This window comes from Rhizobium azibense (assembly GCF_004342325.1).
Lineage (GTDB): Bacteria > Pseudomonadota > Alphaproteobacteria > Rhizobiales > Rhizobiaceae > Rhizobium > Rhizobium etli_B.
This window is the reverse complement of the sequence record NZ_SMBJ01000004.1, coordinates 395,173-410,820: the sequence shown is the minus strand read 5'-3', so window position 1 is coordinate 410,820 and position 15,648 is coordinate 395,173. Positions and strand designations below refer to the sequence as shown.

The 15,648-nt window shown below is 58.8% G+C and carries 18 protein-coding genes; 11 read left to right on the top strand and 7 right to left on the bottom strand.

All coding sequences use genetic code 11. The features are described from left to right. Nucleotides 1-158 precede the first annotated feature (158 nt). The 8 genes from EV130_RS12475 to deoA all read left to right on the top strand — a co-directional run bounded on the left by EV130_RS12475 (nt 159) and on the right by deoA (nt 8,104). Complete coding sequence (locus EV130_RS12475) at nt 159-1,151, top strand: BMP family lipoprotein (protein WP_074059807.1); 993 nt, start codon at nt 159-161, stop codon at nt 1,149-1,151. A gap of 70 nt (nt 1,152-1,221) precedes the next feature. Beyond that, on the top strand, nt 1,222-2,733 hold the full coding sequence (locus tag EV130_RS12470; protein ID WP_074070113.1) for an ABC transporter ATP-binding protein: 1,512 nt from the start codon (nt 1,222-1,224) through the stop codon (nt 2,731-2,733). A 7-nt stretch (nt 2,734-2,740) separates the two neighbouring features. Then, nucleotides 2,741-3,844 carry an ABC transporter permease gene (locus EV130_RS12465; RefSeq protein WP_074059809.1) on the top strand — a complete coding sequence of 368 codons (1,104 nt, stop codon included), beginning with the start codon at nt 2,741-2,743 and terminating at the stop codon, nt 3,842-3,844. Between the two features lie 10 nt (nt 3,845-3,854). Next, the gene (locus tag EV130_RS12460) at nt 3,855-4,826 is read left to right on the top strand and encodes an ABC transporter permease (protein ID WP_074059810.1); all 972 of its coding nucleotides are present in this window, start codon (nt 3,855-3,857) and stop codon (nt 4,824-4,826) included. 3 nt (nt 4,827-4,829) lie between these two features. Further along, entirely contained in the window at nt 4,830-5,219 is a 390-nt protein-coding gene (locus EV130_RS12455) for a cytidine deaminase (RefSeq protein ID WP_074059811.1), read from the top strand. Next, on the top strand, nt 5,216-6,025 hold the full coding sequence (locus EV130_RS12450) for a purine-nucleoside phosphorylase (protein ID WP_132551352.1): 810 nt from the start codon (nt 5,216-5,218) through the stop codon (nt 6,023-6,025). The genes EV130_RS12455 and EV130_RS12450 overlap by 4 nt, the downstream gene beginning before the upstream one ends. After that, the gene (deoC, locus tag EV130_RS12445; protein ID WP_074059813.1) at nt 6,018-6,794 is read left to right on the top strand and encodes a deoxyribose-phosphate aldolase; all 777 of its coding nucleotides are present in this window, start codon (nt 6,018-6,020) and stop codon (nt 6,792-6,794) included. Before EV130_RS12450 ends, deoC begins: the two co-directional genes overlap by 8 nt. 2 nt (nt 6,795-6,796) lie before the next feature. After that, nucleotides 6,797-8,104, top strand: coding sequence for a thymidine phosphorylase (gene deoA, locus EV130_RS12440; protein ID WP_132660482.1), 1,308 nt, complete (start codon nt 6,797-6,799; stop codon nt 8,102-8,104). Here deoA and EV130_RS12435 read toward each other — a convergent pair whose 3' ends face one another. From EV130_RS12435 to EV130_RS12405, 7 genes are all read right to left on the bottom strand, one after another. Further along, entirely contained in the window at nt 8,105-8,635 is a 531-nt protein-coding gene (locus EV130_RS12435) for a retropepsin-like aspartic protease family protein (RefSeq protein WP_132660480.1), read from the bottom strand. It abuts the gene before it with no gap. A 161-nt stretch (nt 8,636-8,796) separates the two neighbouring features. Then, the gene (gene upp / locus EV130_RS12430; protein WP_074059816.1) at nt 8,797-9,426 is read right to left on the bottom strand and encodes a uracil phosphoribosyltransferase; all 630 of its coding nucleotides are present in this window, start codon (nt 9,424-9,426) and stop codon (nt 8,797-8,799) included. Nucleotides 9,427-9,534: 108 nt separating this feature from the next. Continuing rightward, a complete protein-coding gene (locus EV130_RS12425; RefSeq protein ID WP_132551345.1) occupies nt 9,535-10,503 on the bottom strand; it encodes an adenosine deaminase in 969 nt (322 codons plus the stop codon). Beyond that, nucleotides 10,500-11,720, bottom strand: a complete 1,221-nt coding sequence (locus EV130_RS12420; RefSeq protein WP_132660478.1) for a phosphopentomutase — start codon at nt 11,718-11,720, stop codon at nt 10,500-10,502. Before EV130_RS12420 ends, EV130_RS12425 begins: the two co-directional genes overlap by 4 nt. A 90-nt stretch (nt 11,721-11,810) precedes the next feature. Further along, complete coding sequence (locus EV130_RS12415) at nt 11,811-12,395, bottom strand: TadE/TadG family type IV pilus assembly protein (protein WP_132660476.1); 585 nt, start codon at nt 12,393-12,395, stop codon at nt 11,811-11,813. Further along, nucleotides 12,395-12,976, bottom strand: coding sequence for a TadE/TadG family type IV pilus assembly protein (locus EV130_RS12410; RefSeq protein ID WP_074063005.1), 582 nt, complete (start codon nt 12,974-12,976; stop codon nt 12,395-12,397). Before EV130_RS12410 ends, EV130_RS12415 begins: the two co-directional genes overlap by 1 nt. Before the next feature lie 131 nt (nt 12,977-13,107). After that, the gene (locus tag EV130_RS12405; RefSeq protein ID WP_132660474.1) at nt 13,108-13,521 is read right to left on the bottom strand and encodes a pilus assembly protein N-terminal domain-containing protein; all 414 of its coding nucleotides are present in this window, start codon (nt 13,519-13,521) and stop codon (nt 13,108-13,110) included. 414 nt (nt 13,522-13,935) lie between these two features. Here EV130_RS12405 and EV130_RS12400 point away from each other — a divergent pair, with 414 nt between their 5' ends. From EV130_RS12400 to cpaB, 3 genes are all read left to right on the top strand, one after another. Then, nucleotides 13,936-14,121, top strand: coding sequence for a Flp family type IVb pilin (locus EV130_RS12400; RefSeq protein WP_132660472.1), 186 nt, complete (start codon nt 13,936-13,938; stop codon nt 14,119-14,121). 84 nt (nt 14,122-14,205) lie between these two features. Continuing rightward, the gene (locus EV130_RS12395) at nt 14,206-14,718 is read left to right on the top strand and encodes an A24 family peptidase (protein WP_132660470.1); all 513 of its coding nucleotides are present in this window, start codon (nt 14,206-14,208) and stop codon (nt 14,716-14,718) included. Nucleotides 14,719-14,827: 109 nt separating this feature from the next. Beyond that, nucleotides 14,828-15,640: a Flp pilus assembly protein CpaB gene (cpaB, locus tag EV130_RS12390; protein ID WP_132660468.1), complete on the top strand. Its 813-nt coding sequence runs from the start codon at nt 14,828-14,830 to the stop codon at nt 15,638-15,640. Nucleotides 15,641-15,648: the final 8 nt, after the last annotated feature.

Below are 15,648 nucleotides of genomic sequence, written 5' to 3'. Positions count from 1 at the left end.
GAATTTTTACCAGCCGAAAAATTTCTCGTGAATTTTTCCGTGAGCCATGCAAGGATGCGCGCAGCCAGGCCTCCGGGGGGAGGCCTGGTGGTTCCGCAGACATGCCTGGCAAGGGCTTGCGGGAGGACCCAGACAAATAGCAACAATAGGGCTGCACTATGAAAAAAACCCTTCTTTCTTTCCTGGCCGTGGCCGCGATGTCCACGACGGCGCTCGCTGCCGACGTCAAGCCGGCTCTGGTTTACGGCACTGGCGGAAAGTTCGACAAGTCCTTCAACGAAGCAGCCTATAATGGAGCTGAGAAGTTCAAGGCCGAAACCGGCATAGCCTATCGCGACTTCGAGCCGACCGGCGACACACAGGGTGAGCAGGCGATCCGCAACTTCGCAAGCCGCGGCTTCAACCCGGTGGTAGCCGTGTCCTTCGCATGGACCTCGGCAATCGAAAAGGTCGCCGCCGAATTCCCGGACACCAAGTTCATCATCGTTGATTCGGTCGTCGACAAGCCGAATGTCCGCTCGGTCGTCTATAAGGAAGAAGAAGGCTCTTTCCTCGTCGGCGTACTCGCCGGCATGGCTTCCAAGAGCGGTAAGGTCGGTTTCGTCGGCGGCATGGATATTCCTTTGATCCGCAAGTTCGAATGCGGCTATGAGCAGGGCGCCCGCTCCGTCAAGGCGGACATCGAAGTCTTTCAGAACATGACCGGCACAACCGGTGCTGCCTGGAACGACCCGGTTCGTGGGGGCGAGCTCGCCAAAAACCAGATCGACCAGGGCGCCGACGTCATTTACGCCGCTGCAGGCGCGACCGGCCTTGGCGTTTTGCAGACGGCTGCCGACAACAAGAAGTTTTCGATCGGCGTCGATTCCAACCAGAACCATCTGCATCCGGGCTCCGTGCTGACCTCGATGGTCAAGCGCGTCGATCTTGCCGTCTACAATGCTTACACCGATACCAAGAATGACAAGTTCACAGGCGGCGTGCAGGCTCTCGGCGTCAAGGAAGACGGCGTCGGCGCTGCGATCGACGACAACAACAAGCCGCTGATCACGCCGGAAATGCAGGCCGCCGTCGACAAGGCAAAGGCTGACATCATCGCAGGAACCATCAAGGTTCACGATTACACGACGGACAACTCTTGCCCGAAGTGATCCGCGACTGAGATGGGCGTATGGCGGCCAGATTATCCGCCATACGCCCTTTTCGTATTTGGAGCCTGCAGTGACAGACACGCCCGCTATTGAACTTGTGGGCATCGATAAGAAATTCGGTGCCGTTCACGCAAACAAGGACATCAACCTTACCGTCGCCAAGGGCACGATCCACGGGATTATCGGGGAAAACGGTGCCGGTAAATCGACGTTGATGTCGATCATCTACGGTTTTTATCATGCCGATGCCGGAGAGATCCGCGTCAACGGCACGCCGGTGACCATCCGCGACAGCCAGGCGGCGATCGCGACTGGTATCGGCATGGTCCACCAGCACTTCATGCTAGTCGATAATTTCACGGTCCTGGAAAACGTCATGCTCGGCGCCGAAGGCGGCGCACTTCTGGCAAAAGGCGTGGCGTCTGCTCGCGCCGAATTGAAACGGCTGGAGAAGGAATATGGCCTCGAGGTCAATCCGGATGCGCTGATCGAGCAGCTCCCGGTCGGCCTGCAGCAGCGGGTCGAGATCCTCAAGGCCATGTATCGTGGCGCTGAAATCCTGATCCTCGACGAGCCGACAGGTGTCCTGACGCCGGCTGAAGCCGACCACCTGTTCCGCATCCTCAAGGTGCTGCGTGACCAGGGCAAGACCGTCATCCTCATCACGCACAAGCTGCGTGAAATCATGGCCATCACCGACACCGTCTCGGTGATGCGCCGCGGCGAGATGGTGGCGACCCGTAAGACGGCGGAAACGACGGTCGAAGAACTTGCCGAACTCATGGTGGGGCGCCGTGTACTTTTGCGCGTCCAGAAGGGCGAGGCAACGCCCGGCGATGTGCTGCTGTCGGTGCGAAACCTGACAGTCAAGGACAATCGCGGCGTGACCATGGTCGACAACGTCTCCTTCGATGTCCGGGCCGGCGAGATCGTCGGTATTGCAGGCGTAGCGGGCAACGGCCAGTCGGAGCTGCTGGAGGCGATCGCGGGCATCCGCAAGCCGCATTCCGGCGAGATTTTCCTTGATGGCCAGCCGATCGACAAGGCCGACGCGGCGCGGCTGCGCGAGCTGGGGCTCGCCCATATTCCCGAAGACCGCCACCACATGGGTCTGGTGCTGAAGTTCGAGGAATACGAGAATTCGGTTCTCGGCTATCACCGCAAGCCTGCCTACAGCAGAGGACCGCTGCTTGACCTCGATGCGATCCGCAAGGATGCCATGGAGAAGATCGAGAAATACGACATTCGTCCGCCGAACCCGCGGCTGAAGACGGCCAATTTCTCGGGCGGCAACCAGCAGAAGATCGTTGTTTCCCGCGAAATCGAGCGCGACCCTGCCGTGCTCATCATTGGCCAGCCGACGCGCGGCGTCGATATCGGCGCCATCGAGTTCATCCACCGCCGCATCATCGAGATGCGCGACGCGGGCAAGGCGATCCTGCTCGTCTCCGTCGAGCTCGATGAAATCCGCGCCCTTTCAGACCGTATCCTTGTCATGTTTGCCGGCCATGTCGTCGGCGAGAAGACGCCCGATGCCGGTGAACAGACCCTCGGCCTGATGATGGCCGGCATTGCCGCGTGAGGCCTTAATGAGCACTGCTTCCGTTTCTCTTCCAAACTGGATCACCTACGGTCTCATCCCGGTTTTGAACCTGATCGTTGCATTCCTGATCTCCGGCGTTGTCGTCTGGCTGATCGGCGAAAGCCCGCTTGGTGCTCTTTCCTTGCTGATCGAGGGTGCGCTCGGCAGCGGCGAAGGCATCGGGTTCACGCTTTATTACGCCACAAGCTTCATTTTCACGGGCCTTTCGGTCGCGGTTGCGATCCATGCCGGTCTCTTCAACATCGGCTCGGAAGGTCAGGCCTATCTCGGGGGCCTTGGTTGCGCACTGGTTGCGCTGGCGCTCGACCGCTTCGTTCCCTGGTATGTCACGATGCCGGTTGCCGTTGTCGGCGCCGGCCTTTTCGGCGCTGCATGGGCATCCATTCCGGCCTTCCTCCAGGCAAAACGCGGCAGCCACATCGTCATCACGACCATCATGTTCAATTACATCGGCGCGGCGCTGATGGTTTATCTGCTGGTCCACGTGCTGATCGTGCCCGGCAAGATGGCGCCGGAAACGCGCACCTTCCTCGACGGGGGCCAGTTGCCGAAGCTCGGATGGGTGATGAACCTGTTCGGTGCGAAGCTCGGGGCCGCGCCGTTCAATGTCTCCTTCATCATCGCCCTTGTCGCCGCCTACTTCGTCTGGCTGCTCGTCTGGCGAACGAAGCTTGGATTTGAGATGCGCACGCTCGGCGCAAGCCCCACTGCCGCCTCCTATGCAGGCATTCCCTATGCCCGCACGGTCATGATCGCCATGCTGCTCTCTGGCGCGCTGGCCGGCATGATGGCGCTGAACCCGGTCATGGGCTCTTCAGCGCGCCTGCAGGTCGAGTTCGTCGGCGGCGCCGGCTTCGTCGGAATTGCCGTCTCGCTGATGGGACGCAATCATCCCGTGGGGATCATCTTCTCGGCGATCCTTTTCGGAATCCTCTATCAGGGCGGCGACTGGATCTCCTTCGAGATGCCGAACATTACCCGCGAAATGATCCTTGTGATTCAAGGTCTGGTTATTCTCTTTGCGGGCGCGCTCGAGTACATGTTCCGCCCGGCGCTCGTCCACGTCTACCAACAGTTCAAGGTCAAGTGAGGGGCGGACGATGGATTACTACGACATCCTGATCAACGTTCTAAGTTCGACGATCCGACTCTCGATCCCGTTGATCTTTACTGCCCTTGCCGGCCTCTTTTCCGAACGCGCCGGCGTCTTCGACATCGGTCTGGAAGGCAAGATGCTGGGCGCGGCCTTTGCCGCCGCCTGCGTTGCATACATCACCGACTCGGCCTGGCTCGGCCTCGTCGCGGGCATCCTGTGCTCTGTCTCGCTGAGTTTGGTGCACGGCTTTGCATCGATCACCAATCGGGGCAATCAGATTATCTCGGGCGTTGCCATCAATTTTTTCATCGCCGGTATCACCATTGTGCTTGGCCAGGCCTGGTTCGGTCAGGGCGGCCGCACGCCGCAGCTATCCCCCGCAAGCCGGTTCTCGCCAATTACGCTTCCGGGCGCAGATGCGATCCGCGAGGTTGCGATCATCGGTCCGCTCTATTCGAACGTGATCTCCGGCAACAACATTTTGACCTACCTCGCATTCCTGGCAGTTCCGCTTTCGTGGTGGATCCTCTACCGGACGCGCTTTGGGCTGCGCCTTCGCGCCGTCGGCGAAAATCCAGGAGCGGTTGATACAGCCGGTATCTCGGTCAGTTGGCTGCGCTACCGTGCCGTCATGTGCGCCGGCGTTCTCTGCGGCTTCTCGGGCACCTATCTGGCGATCGCCCAGTCGGCAGCCTTCATCAAGGACATGTCGGCGGGCAAGGGTTATATCGCCCTTGCCGCGCTGGTCTTCGCGAAATGGAAACCGGTGCCTGTGATGTTCGCCTGCCTGCTCTTCGGCTTCCTCGATGCACTTGCCAATTTCATGCAGGGCAAGCAGGTGCCGCTGATCGGCGCAGTGCCGGTGCAGATATTCCAGGCTCTGCCGTATATTCTCACCTGTATCTTGCTTGCTGGATTCATCGGCGTTGCAACTCCGCCGAAGGCCGGTGGGGTCCCCTATACGAAGGAGCGTTGAAATATGTCGCACGACCTTTTTAAAGCCGCCCGTGGTGCGATGGCCTTTGCCCACGCGCCTTATTCAAAATTCCCGGTCGGAGCGGCGATCCGCGCCGAGGACGGCAAGATCTATACCGGTGCCAATATCGAAAACCTCTCCTTCCCGCAGGGTTGGTGTGCCGAGCCGACGGCCATCAGCGCCATGATCATGGGCGGAGCGAAGAAAATCGTCGAAATGGCGGTCATTGCCGAAAAGCTGCCGCTTTGCCCGCCTTGCGGCGGCTGCCGGCAGAAGATCTCTGAGTTTGCGTCGAGAGATACGAAGATTTATCTTTGCGACGAGACGGGCGTGAAGAAGGCCATGACGATGGAAGAACTTCTTCCCTTCAGCTTCGAGACCGAACTCGGATGAAGGCCGCCATCGATCTGCTCGTCGGCAAACTCGGTGGGCTCGTGCCCCGACACGGCATCGTGCTCGGCTCGGGCCTTGGCTCGCTGGTAAGCGAACTGACGGATGCAGTGCGCATTCCCTATCGGGATCTGCCGGGCTTTCCTGTCAGCGCCGTCTCCGGGCATGCGGGCGAGGTCGTTGCCGGTCGTCTCGGCGGCGTGCCTGTCATCATGCTGTCGGGCCGCGTCCATTACTACGAAAAGGGCGATGCCGACGCCATGCGGCTGCCGATCGAGGTGCTGAAGGGCCTTGGCGTGCAATCGCTGTTTCTTACCAATTCCGCAGGCTCGCTACTTGAGGAGATGGCGCCGGGCTCGGTTATGCAGATTACCGACCACATCAATTATTCCGGCATGAATCCTCTCATCGGCGAGGAAAGCGACCGCCGCTTCGTCGGCATGACGAGCGCCTATGATGGTGATCTTTCCTCATCGATGCGCAAGGCGGCCGAGAAGCTTGGCATCAAGCTCTTTCACGGCGTCTATATGTGGTTTTCGGGACCAAGCTTTGAAACGCCTGCGGAAATCCGCATGGCGCGGATTTTAGGCGCGGATGCTGTCGGCATGTCGACCGTACCGGAGGTCATCATCGCCCGCATGCTGGGTTTAAGGGTTGCCGCAGCTTCGGTAATCACCAATTATGGAGCTGGTATGACGGGTTCCGAACTCAGCCACGAAGAAACAAAAGACATGGCGCCCGTCGGCGGCGCGCGTCTCGCCGCAATCTTGAAGGAAACGATTGCGGGTGGAGGAAGCAATAATGAATAACTACTCGCAGAAAGAGACGGCAGCGGTCGCGCTGTCGCTGCTTGATCTCACCAATCTGAAGGACGATTGCACGCAGGAGCAGATTGATACGCTTTGCGCCCGCGCGCAGACTCCCTACGGCAATAGTGCCGCGATCTGCATCTGGCCACGCTTCGTGGCCCATGCCCGCATGGTTCTTGGCAAAGGCCATGCGGTCCGAATTGCAACGGTTGTCAATTTCCCGTCCGGCGAGATGGAAGTGGCCGATGTCGCCGCTGAAACCCGGGAGGCAATTGCAGACGGTGCAGATGAAATAGATCTGGTGATCCCCTATCGGAAATTCCGCGAAGGTGACGAAAAGGCCGTCGTCGACATGGTGACAGCGGTGCGCGCTGAATGCACCGGCGGCGTATTGTTGAAAGTCATCCTGGAGACGGGTGAGATCAAGGACCCTGGCCTCATTCGGCGCGCCTCCGAACTTGCAATCGACGCGGGCGCGGATTTCATCAAGACATCCACCGGCAAGGTAGCCGTGAACGCGACGCTCGAAGCAGCAGATATCATGATCCGCGCGATCCGTCACAGCGGCCGCAAGGTTGGCTTCAAGCCGGCCGGCGGCATCGGCTCCGTCGCCGATGCCGCCCTTTATCTCAGCCTTGCCGAAACGATCATGACGCCGGACTGGCCGATGCCGTCTACCTTCCGTTTCGGGGCCTCCGGCCTGCTCGATGACATTCTCGCTGTTCTCAGCGGCGCCCAGTCGGCGCCCGCCAAGGCCTCGAGCTATTGAGCATGATCCCGCAGGAGATCATCCGGCGAAAGCGGAACGGCGATGTCCTTTCCACGGATGAGATCCAGTCGTTCATTACGGCGCTTTCCGCCGGTAAGTTATCAGAGGGGCAGATCGGCGCATTTGCGATGGCCGTCTGGTTCAGGGGCATGTCGCGCGGTGAGACCGTCGCGCTGACGCTCGCCATGGCACGCTCAGGCGACGTGCTGACGTGGCCCGGGATCGATCGCCCGATCGTCGACAAGCATTCAACCGGCGGCGTCGGCGATAATGTTTCTCTGATGCTGGCGCCGATTGCGGCTGCCTGCGGGCTTGCTGTACCGATGATTTCCGGTCGCGGCCTCGGTCACACCGGGGGAACGCTCGACAAGCTGGAATCCATTCCCGGCTATGAAATTACGCCGGATCCAGCACTCTTCCGCAACGTCGTCAGCCAAGCTGGCTGCGCCATCATCGGACAGACGAGCTCGTTGGCGCCTGCCGACGGCAAACTATACGCCGTGCGCGATGTCACGGCGACGGTCGATTCCATCCCGCTGATCACGGCCTCCATCCTCTCCAAGAAACTCGCCGCCGGGCTTCAGACCTTGGTGCTCGACGTGAAAACCGGTAACGGCGCCTTCATGGCAGATCACGCGCAGGCAAAGCTTTTGGCGCAGTCTCTGGTGGATGTGGCAAATGGGGCAGGGATCAAGACCACCGCGTTGATCACCGATATGAACCAGCCGCTGGCAGACGCAGCGGGAAACGCCGTTGAAATATGGAACTGCCTGGATTTCCTGTCCGGAAAAAAAGCTGGAACCCGGCTGGAGACCGTCGTTGTGGCTTTCGCAGCCGAGATGCTGGTGAGCTCCGGCATTTGCCCGTCTTTGCAAGACGGCGAAGTGAAAGCCCGTGAGGCGCTGGCCTCTGGCAAGGCGGCCGAGATTTTTTCCCGCATGGTGCATATGCTGGGCGGCCCGGCGGATTTTGTCGACAAGCCCGCGAGATATCTGGTCAAAGCGCCAATCGAAATGCCGGTTCTCGTAAGTGAGAGCGGATGGCTTTCAGCTTGCGATGCTCGCGAGATCGGCTTGGCCGTTATCGATCTCGGCGGCGGGCGACGCCGTCCGGAAGACAAGATCGACCATCGGGTCGGCTTCTCGGCTCTGCTGCCGCTCGGCACGCGCGTCGACAAGGGCGATAGGCTCGCGATCGTGCATGCTGCAAGCGAGGCGGCGGCGCAAAAGGCGGCAGCCTCGATCGCGTCAAGCTACCGCATCCACGGCAAGACGCCTTCGTTGCCGCCGGTTGTTTCCGACCGCATTTGATTATTGCTTCAGATTGAGCGAGCCGTCCGCAAAGGAATAAGACTCCAGTTTCTTCAGGAAACTCATGCCGACCAGAGTTGTCGAAAGTGCATCATCATTGAGCACGAAAGCCTCCACGCCCTGCACGCGGATGCCGCCGATTTCCATGCGATCGAGTGTGACATGTGCGGCCTTGGTCTGGCCGTTGGCCGTATTTACTGTATGCCGGAAGTCGAGCTGATTGGCACTGTAGCCGAGACGGCGGGCAAGGCTTTCGTTCAGCGCCACATAGGTCGCGCCGGTATCGATCAGTCCCTTCACGGGTCTGCCGTTGATCTTGAAGTCGCCTGTATAGTGCCCCTGCGCATTGGCCTGAAGGCGCATGCGGCCGTTACCAGGAGCCGGGGCGGGTGTCACAGGCTGTTCAGTGGCGGTTGAGACAATGTTGGCCGAAGCGGTCTCGGTAGCCGGTTGGCCGCTTTCGAAGAACGAGGGGACTTGCGTGGCGAATGCGGCGATAATGCTCGCGAAAATGGCGATACGCATGAGCATGAACGGAAATCCTGCCTGTATGAACCACGCCTCATGCGGGTTTGAGACTTCAAGACCGCTACGCCGCATTTGCTGACAAGTCGCTAATGGCGAAGTTAAAATGGCCCGGATCCGTGCTCCGGGCCTTCTATATCCAAGGACTTGGTAAAGGAAAGCTGAAGTTACTTCGTCCCGTACATGCGGTCGCCCGCATCGCCTAGTCCAGGCACGATATAGCCCTTCTCGTTGAGATGGCTGTCTATCGCTGCCGTGAAGACCGGCACATCGGGATGCGCCGAACGGAAATTCTTGATGCCTTCCGGAGCAGCGAGCAGGCAGAGGAAGCGGATATTATGTGCGCCCCGTTCCTTCAGCTTGTCGATCGCCGCAATCGAGGAATTGCCGGTCGCGAGCATCGGATCGACGACGATGATAAGACGCTCTGCCACGTCCTCCGGCGCCTTGAAGTAATATTCCACAGGCTGCAGCGTTTCGTGATCGCGATAGACACCGATATGGGAAACGCGGGCAGAAGGCACGAGGTCGAGCATGCCTTCGAGCAAGCCATTGCCGGCGCGCAGGATCGAGGCGAAGACGAGCTTCTTGCCTTCCAGGATAGGCGATTCCATTGTCTGAAGGGGCGTTTCAATGGTTTCCATCGTCAGTTCGAGATCGCGCGTCACCTCGTAGCAGAGCAGCGTCGAGATCTCGCGAAGCAGCCTGCGAAAACTGCCCGTCGATGTCTCCTTGCGCCGCATGATGGTGAGTTTGTGCTGCACGAGCGGGTGATCGATGACGATGACGCCTTCCATGGCCGGGCCTTCCTTTAATTGTTCTTATCGGACGTTTCTTTCACGGAAAGCGCCTCAACTGCAAGAGTGGAGGCGATTTTCATGGGATGATCTTCAGGCCCGGGCGGTTCAAATGAGGGCGAGCAGCGCCATGCGGGTTTTTTCATCAACGAAAGCCGCTTCGATGCCGGTCCGCGTCAGTTCGTTGATTTCTTTGTCGCTGAAACCGAACGCATCGGCGGCGAGCTCATACTCGCGCTTCAACGAAGTATGAAAAAAGGGCGGGTCGTCGGAACTGATCGTCACGCGAACGCCTGTTTCCTTGAACTTGCGCAGGGGATGGGAAGCGAAATCGGGAAAGACGTTCAGCGCAATATTGGAGCCGGGGCAAACCTCGAGAACTGTGCCGAGATCGGCAAGCCGCCTGACGAGGTCGGCGTCCTCGATTGCACGAACACCATGGCCGATGCGCGATGGACGCACGACGTCGAGCGCATCGGAGACGCTGAAGGCGCCGCAGACTTCGCCGGCGTGAATGGTGAGGCCAAGGCCTGCGTCACGGGCGATATCGAAGGCCTGGGCATAATCTGCAACGCGCCCCATGCGCTCCTCGCCAGCCAGGTTGAAGCCGGTGATCAGCGGGTTGTCGGCCTTTGCCGCGTATTTCGCAGCGGCGATCACGCGCTCAGGCCCGAAATGCCGCTCGCCGGTTACGATGAGCCGCGCTTCAATGCCACTTTTTGCCTTGGCCTGGCGAATGCCTTCGCAGATGCCGGCGATATAGGCGTCTGCCCCAAGCCCGATACGATCGCCGTGGTCGGGCGAAACGATAAGTTCGCTATAGATCGTACCGATCCCCGCAAGCTCCTGCAGGTAGGTCTCGGTGAGGAGCGCATAGTCTTCGTCGGTCTTGTAGACCTCGGAGACCTTGTCATAGCATTCGAGGAAACTCGCAAAATCATGCCAGACATATGTTCCGTCGCGGAGATAAGCGCTGATGTCGGTATTGTATTTTTGCGCCTGCGCTTCAGTCAGCGCCGGAGGTGCCGCGCCCTCCAGATGGCAATGCAGCTCGACCTTCTTCAAATGTGATGTCACAGAAAGCTTCTCCCATGCGGTCCGGCTGCGATGCCGAGATGGCGGGCAACCGTCTCGCCGACATCGGCATATGTGCTGCGAATGCCGATATCGCGCGACTTCAAACCCGGCCCGTAGGCGATGATCGGCACGCGCTCGCGCGTGTGATCCGTGCCCCGCCAGGTTGGATCGCAGCCGTGGTCGGCCGTAAGGACGACGAGATCGCCGGGTGCAAGCTTGCGGTGCACGTCCGGCAGCCGCGCATCGAAGGCTTCGAGCGCGGCAGCATAGCCAGCCACATCGCGCCGGTGGCCGTAGACCATGTCGAAATCGACGAAATTGGTGAAGACCAGGTCGCCGTCTTCGGCCGCTTCCATTGCGGCGAGCGACGCGTCCATCAGTGCATCATTGCCGTTCGCCTTGATGACCCTGGAAACACCCTGATGGGCGAAGATATCGCCGATCTTGCCGATGGCATGAACCTTGCGCTGCGCATTGACGAGACGATCGAGCAACGTCGGCTCCGGCGGCGGCACCGAGAAATCGCGGCGGTTGCCGGTGCGCTCGAATGTTGAGGGCCTCTCGCCGACGAAGGGCCGGGCGATCACCCGGCCTATGTTGTGGCTGTCGAGGAGTGTGCGGGCGATGCGGCAAAAGCCGAGCAGCCGGTCGAGACCGAAATGGGTCTCGTGGGCCGCGACCTGAAAAACGGAATCGGACGAGGTATAGCAGATTGGCTTGCCGGTGCGGATATGCTCCTCGCCGAGCCGAGCTATTATTTCCGTGCCTGAGGCGTGACAATTGCCGAGAATGCCCGGGACCTCCGCCGCGTTGCAGAGCGCCTCGATAAACTGCGACGGAAAGGCCTCGCCTTCGGTGGGAAAATAGCCCCAGTCGAATGTCACCGGTGTTCCCGCGATTTCCCAATGGCCGGACGGCGTATCCTTGCCGCGGGAGATCTCGTTGGCGCAGCCATGGATGCCGTAGACTTTATCTGGAACCGGCATACCGGCTGGAGCACGCCCGGTTGCGGTTCTGGCAATCTGCATCAGGCCGAGTGCCGACAAATTGGGAAGCGAAAGCGGGCCGGACCGCAAGCCTTGCCTGTCGGCAGCCCCGGCTGCGCAAAATTCCGCGATATGGCCAAGCGTGTCCGAACCTTCGTCGCCATACTGTGCCGCATCCGGCCCGCCGCCGACGCCGAAGGAATCAAGAACGAAGAGAAATGCACGTGCCATCGCAAACCATCAAGCTGGGCGGCCAAGAGCCGCAATTCGGCTCAGGCATATAATGCCGCCGCGGGCTTGGCAAATTTCAATGGATTGCGATCAGCAATCGTTGCAGGCGACATTGTCGCCCTGTCGCTGGCGGTAATAGTAGGTGCGGCGAATGGTGAGTTCCTGGATGTCGCCTGGAAGAAAATCACGGCCGAACGCAAACAGCGTGTAGGGAACGCTGAGATCGGCCCGCACGAGAAAGCTATCTGCCTTCTGCATGTCGGCCGGAATGCCCGTAACGGCGGAATTGGCCGCGTATGGCGCCGTCGTCGCGTCGTTTGCCCAAGACCATAAAACCTTGGCATTGGCACCAGCATCGATGGTGATGCCGGTCACTTTGATCTGCATACCGGTCGTACCGAAGGGAGCGAAAATCCCGCCGGCAACAGAGCTGATCTCGCTCAGCGAACTTTTGGTGACGTTCTGCTGCTGCGTGATCAGGTCTGCGATCGAGCCGGCAGCGCGGCTGGTGCGTTTGCTGACATTCAACCCGATCGTGATCTCGAAGGCGCCGATATAAAGCATCACCAGGACGGGAAAGAGGATCGCAAATTCGATTGCACCAACGCCACTTCGATCGCGCCCGAACCGGACGAGCTTGTCTTTCAGCCTGATCAGGGTTTTGCTCGCCGCCATCAGTATTGCTCGTTCTGGAAGGCGGCTGTGGCGACGATAAGGTAATCGTTCAGCCTCGATCCGTCGGTCGTGCGATATGGAGTGATATAGGGCCGGATAAGATCGGTAACGACCTGCCAGTGGTAATAGGCGCGAACCATGTTGATCGCGCCTGACCCGCCGGGCGAATATTGCATTGCGGTCGTATCGAGGCCCGTTGCGTTCATCGGAATGGTAACGGGGATATCGGAAAACTTGCTGAATGTGCGGATATCGAGCCAAAGCTTGTTCGGCGTGGCGATTTCGCTGTCGGAGCACTGGATCAGGATCGAGACTTCCTCGCAAAATTCCTGCCGGAATGCCGTGCGGTCCTTATAGGTGGTCTGCCCGACGACATTGGTGATCTGTCCGGTCCGCAGCTTGCGGCTCATGGTATCGACGGCGTTGGAGACCAGTTCTTCCGCGGCGAAGGCGATGAAGGTCTCCAGGATTGCGAAGATCACCATGAAATAGGGAATGGCCAGCAGCGCAAATTCTATCGCCGCCGATCCGTCGCGCGAGCGCGCAAGAGCTAGCCATTTGCCCTGCCGGCCGGCCGGCATGCAGGTTCTGTCTGCCTGATGATCATTGGCCGCGACGGGGCCGTCCGATGGAACGTTCATGCAGCGATCGTAAAGTATGTTCGTTGATTTTCCGTTTCATGGCGGGTCAACAGTTTAATGGATGACGACGATCAGCCGCCGGCATCTGCCGCATTGTTCTGCTGCGTGTGCTGTTCGCAGTTCGGTGTGCAGGAAAGGACGGAACGATCGGTCTGCCGATAGACACGAACGGTGTTGCCTTCGTCGATGGAAACGAGGACTGTCTCGTCGAGGATCGCATTGCCGTCGACATCGAGCAGAACGAGATTGGTCGTCCCGAAACTGCGGCCTGTCAGCACGATCGTCTTTGGGTCGGCAACGGTGGCGTCGGCGACCTTGGAATTGCCGATGATCACTTTGCTGGCTGGCCGGTCGAGCTTCAAAACACGCGCGTGATCCATATAGACGCGCAGCACGTCATCCTCGGCGCGCACGGGAGCCTGCAGCCCGCAAAGCACGAGGATGGCAGCCGCGGTAAAGGAGATGGTCTTGCCGCTCGATGGCATAGCGTTCTCTTTTATTGGATCCGGATCATAGTCCGGTGGAAATCTCAAGATACAATGGAAAAAAATGGTGAATGAAGCTTTAAGAATTGCCGGTCCTGCATGATGGCGGCACGTGTTTGTTCAAATCGGGTCAGGCAAGGAGGATTGACGGTGGCAGGATGATCAGTAATGGCGCAGCTTATGTAATGTATTGGTTCATCCCGAAGATCTGTGTTCTAAAGGATTTCCGACATAGATAAATTTGAATATATCCGAGTAACGAAATGCTTACCATGGAAGTTTTTACTTTAGCATTTACGATCTGGTAACCCTCTTCCTTAAGCCGATTGAAACAGCCCCTCGCTAGGTTGTGGCATCCGATCAACGGCAACAGTTGGCGGACGTGCTGAACCTCAACTGGAGTTAGGAGTAATCATGACCAAGCTTTTTAGCCGTTTTCTGAAGGACGAATCCGGCGCGACCGCAATCGAATACGGCCTGATCGCAGCGCTGATTTCCGTAGCGCTTATCGCCGGTGCAACCACCCTCGGCAACTCGCTGAACAACACGTTCCAGAATATCTCGGATAAGATGGTCGACGCGGAAGCTCAGACCCAGTAATCCTGACTATTCTTGCTATGCTCAAGCAAGCGAAAACCGCTCATATGAGCGGTTTTTATTTTTCTGCCGAGTGGAGAAGCCCCGATGCTGGAAGCTGCCATATTCCTGACCCTTCCTCTGTGCTTGGCCATGGCGGCATTTTCCGATCTGTTCACGATGACGATCCCCAATCGTGTGTCGCTCATTTTGATTGCTGCGTTTCCCATCATCACTTTGCTGTCTGGCATGCCGCTTGCTGCCATCGGCATGCACCTCCTTGCGGGGTTCATTGTATTTCTTGCCTGCTTCGTGCTGTTTGCCCTTAACGTGATGGGTGGGGGCGATGCAAAACTGTTGAGTGCTGCGGCCATGTGGTTCGGCTTCAATCAATCGCTTCTGTTGTTCGTCACCACTGTAGGTCTCCTCGGCGGCCTCCTCGCCTTTCTCATTCTTCTCCTGCGTACCCAGACCAATACGATCCTTGCCATCGGTCTGCCTGTTCCCAATTCACTTCTGCTTGCAAAGAAAATTCCCTACGGTATCGCGATCGCCATTGGCGGCTTCATGGCCTTCCCGAGTTCGCCAATATTGAACGGTGCGCTGGAATCGCTGAAGTAACGGTGATTTAAACGTCCGTTAACTTAAGTTGTAAGTGTTCCGTTAACTATAATTACACCAATTTCTGAGCATTCTTCGGGTGAACATGCCGTCTCCCGAGGACTGAATAATGAAACCCGCCCGTTTGATAATACTTTCAGTGGCCGTCGTTGCCGCTGGCCTCGCCGGTCTACTGGCGATGCAGCTTGCCGGACGGGGCGGTGTCGTCAAGCAGGTACAATCGGTCGTCGAAAAAGAGCCGACGGTCAACGTGCTGGTCTCGAGCGCCAATCTTCCGGTTGGCGCCCGCATCGACGACAAGGCAGTTCACTGGATGGCCTGGCCCAAGGGCGCTGTCGTACAGGGCTTCATCACTGAAACCGACAAGCCGGATGCGGTCAAGGATATGCTGGGCGCGGTTATCCGCCTGCCGATCTTCGAGGGCGAGCCGATCCGTGCTGAAAAAATCGCCGACTCCAACAGCCGCATCCTCTCGGCGCTTCTGCCCGCCGGCAAGCGCGCCGTCGCAACGGAAATTTCCGTCGCAACCGGCGCCGGCGGCTTCATCCTTCCGAACGACCGTGTCGACGTCATCATGGTCCGCAGGGAGCAGGGAAGCGACAAGTTCCTGACCGAAGCCGTGCTGAGCAATGTCCGCGTTCTCGCCATCGATCAGCAGATTCAAGAGAAAGACGATGGTTCCAAATCTGTCGTTGGAACCACCGCGACGCTCGAACTGACGCCCGATCAAACCAAGGTTCTGACGGTTGCGCAGCAGATGGCCGACAAGCTGTCGCTGGCCTTGCGTTCAGTAGCCGACGCGCAGGAACAGGATACGAGCGCTGCCGACTATCTCCTGAACGGAGACAATGGAAGCGCGCTGGTTCAGGTCATCAAGTCCGGTTCGATCGTCACAGACAGCAGTGCGCCAAAGGCCGAATGAGGGGAATG

Excerpts from the sequence above, each read along its gene's own strand:
- EV130_RS12395 (WP_132660470.1), top strand. The coding sequence starts at position 14,206 with ATGCTGGAAGCTGCCATATTCCTGACCCTTCCTCTGTGCTTGGCCATG.
- EV130_RS12465 (WP_074059809.1), top strand. The coding sequence starts at position 2,741 with ATGAGCACTGCTTCCGTTTCTCTTCCAAACTGGATCACCTACGGTCTC.
- EV130_RS12435 (WP_132660480.1), bottom strand. The coding sequence starts at position 8,635 with ATGCTCATGCGTATCGCCATTTTCGCGAGCATTATCGCCGCATTCGCC.
- EV130_RS12400 (WP_132660472.1), top strand. The coding sequence starts at position 13,936 with ATGACCAAGCTTTTTAGCCGTTTTCTGAAGGACGAATCCGGCGCGACC.
- EV130_RS12475 (WP_074059807.1), top strand. The coding sequence starts at position 159 with ATGAAAAAAACCCTTCTTTCTTTCCTGGCCGTGGCCGCGATGTCCACG.
- EV130_RS12410 (WP_074063005.1), bottom strand. The coding sequence starts at position 12,976 with ATGCCGGCCGGCCGGCAGGGCAAATGGCTAGCTCTTGCGCGCTCGCGC.
- deoC (WP_074059813.1), top strand. The coding sequence starts at position 6,018 with ATGAATAACTACTCGCAGAAAGAGACGGCAGCGGTCGCGCTGTCGCTG.
- EV130_RS12420 (WP_132660478.1), bottom strand. The coding sequence starts at position 11,720 with ATGGCACGTGCATTTCTCTTCGTTCTTGATTCCTTCGGCGTCGGCGGC.
- EV130_RS12455 (WP_074059811.1), top strand. The coding sequence starts at position 4,830 with ATGTCGCACGACCTTTTTAAAGCCGCCCGTGGTGCGATGGCCTTTGCC.
- EV130_RS12460 (WP_074059810.1), top strand. The coding sequence starts at position 3,855 with ATGGATTACTACGACATCCTGATCAACGTTCTAAGTTCGACGATCCGA.
- EV130_RS12450 (WP_132551352.1), top strand. The coding sequence starts at position 5,216 with ATGAAGGCCGCCATCGATCTGCTCGTCGGCAAACTCGGTGGGCTCGTG.
- EV130_RS12405 (WP_132660474.1), bottom strand. The coding sequence starts at position 13,521 with ATGCCATCGAGCGGCAAGACCATCTCCTTTACCGCGGCTGCCATCCTC.
- upp (WP_074059816.1), bottom strand. The coding sequence starts at position 9,426 with ATGGAAGGCGTCATCGTCATCGATCACCCGCTCGTGCAGCACAAACTC.
- cpaB (WP_132660468.1), top strand. The coding sequence starts at position 14,828 with ATGAAACCCGCCCGTTTGATAATACTTTCAGTGGCCGTCGTTGCCGCT.
- deoA (WP_132660482.1), top strand. The coding sequence starts at position 6,797 with ATGATCCCGCAGGAGATCATCCGGCGAAAGCGGAACGGCGATGTCCTT.
- EV130_RS12415 (WP_132660476.1), bottom strand. The coding sequence starts at position 12,395 with ATGGCGGCGAGCAAAACCCTGATCAGGCTGAAAGACAAGCTCGTCCGG.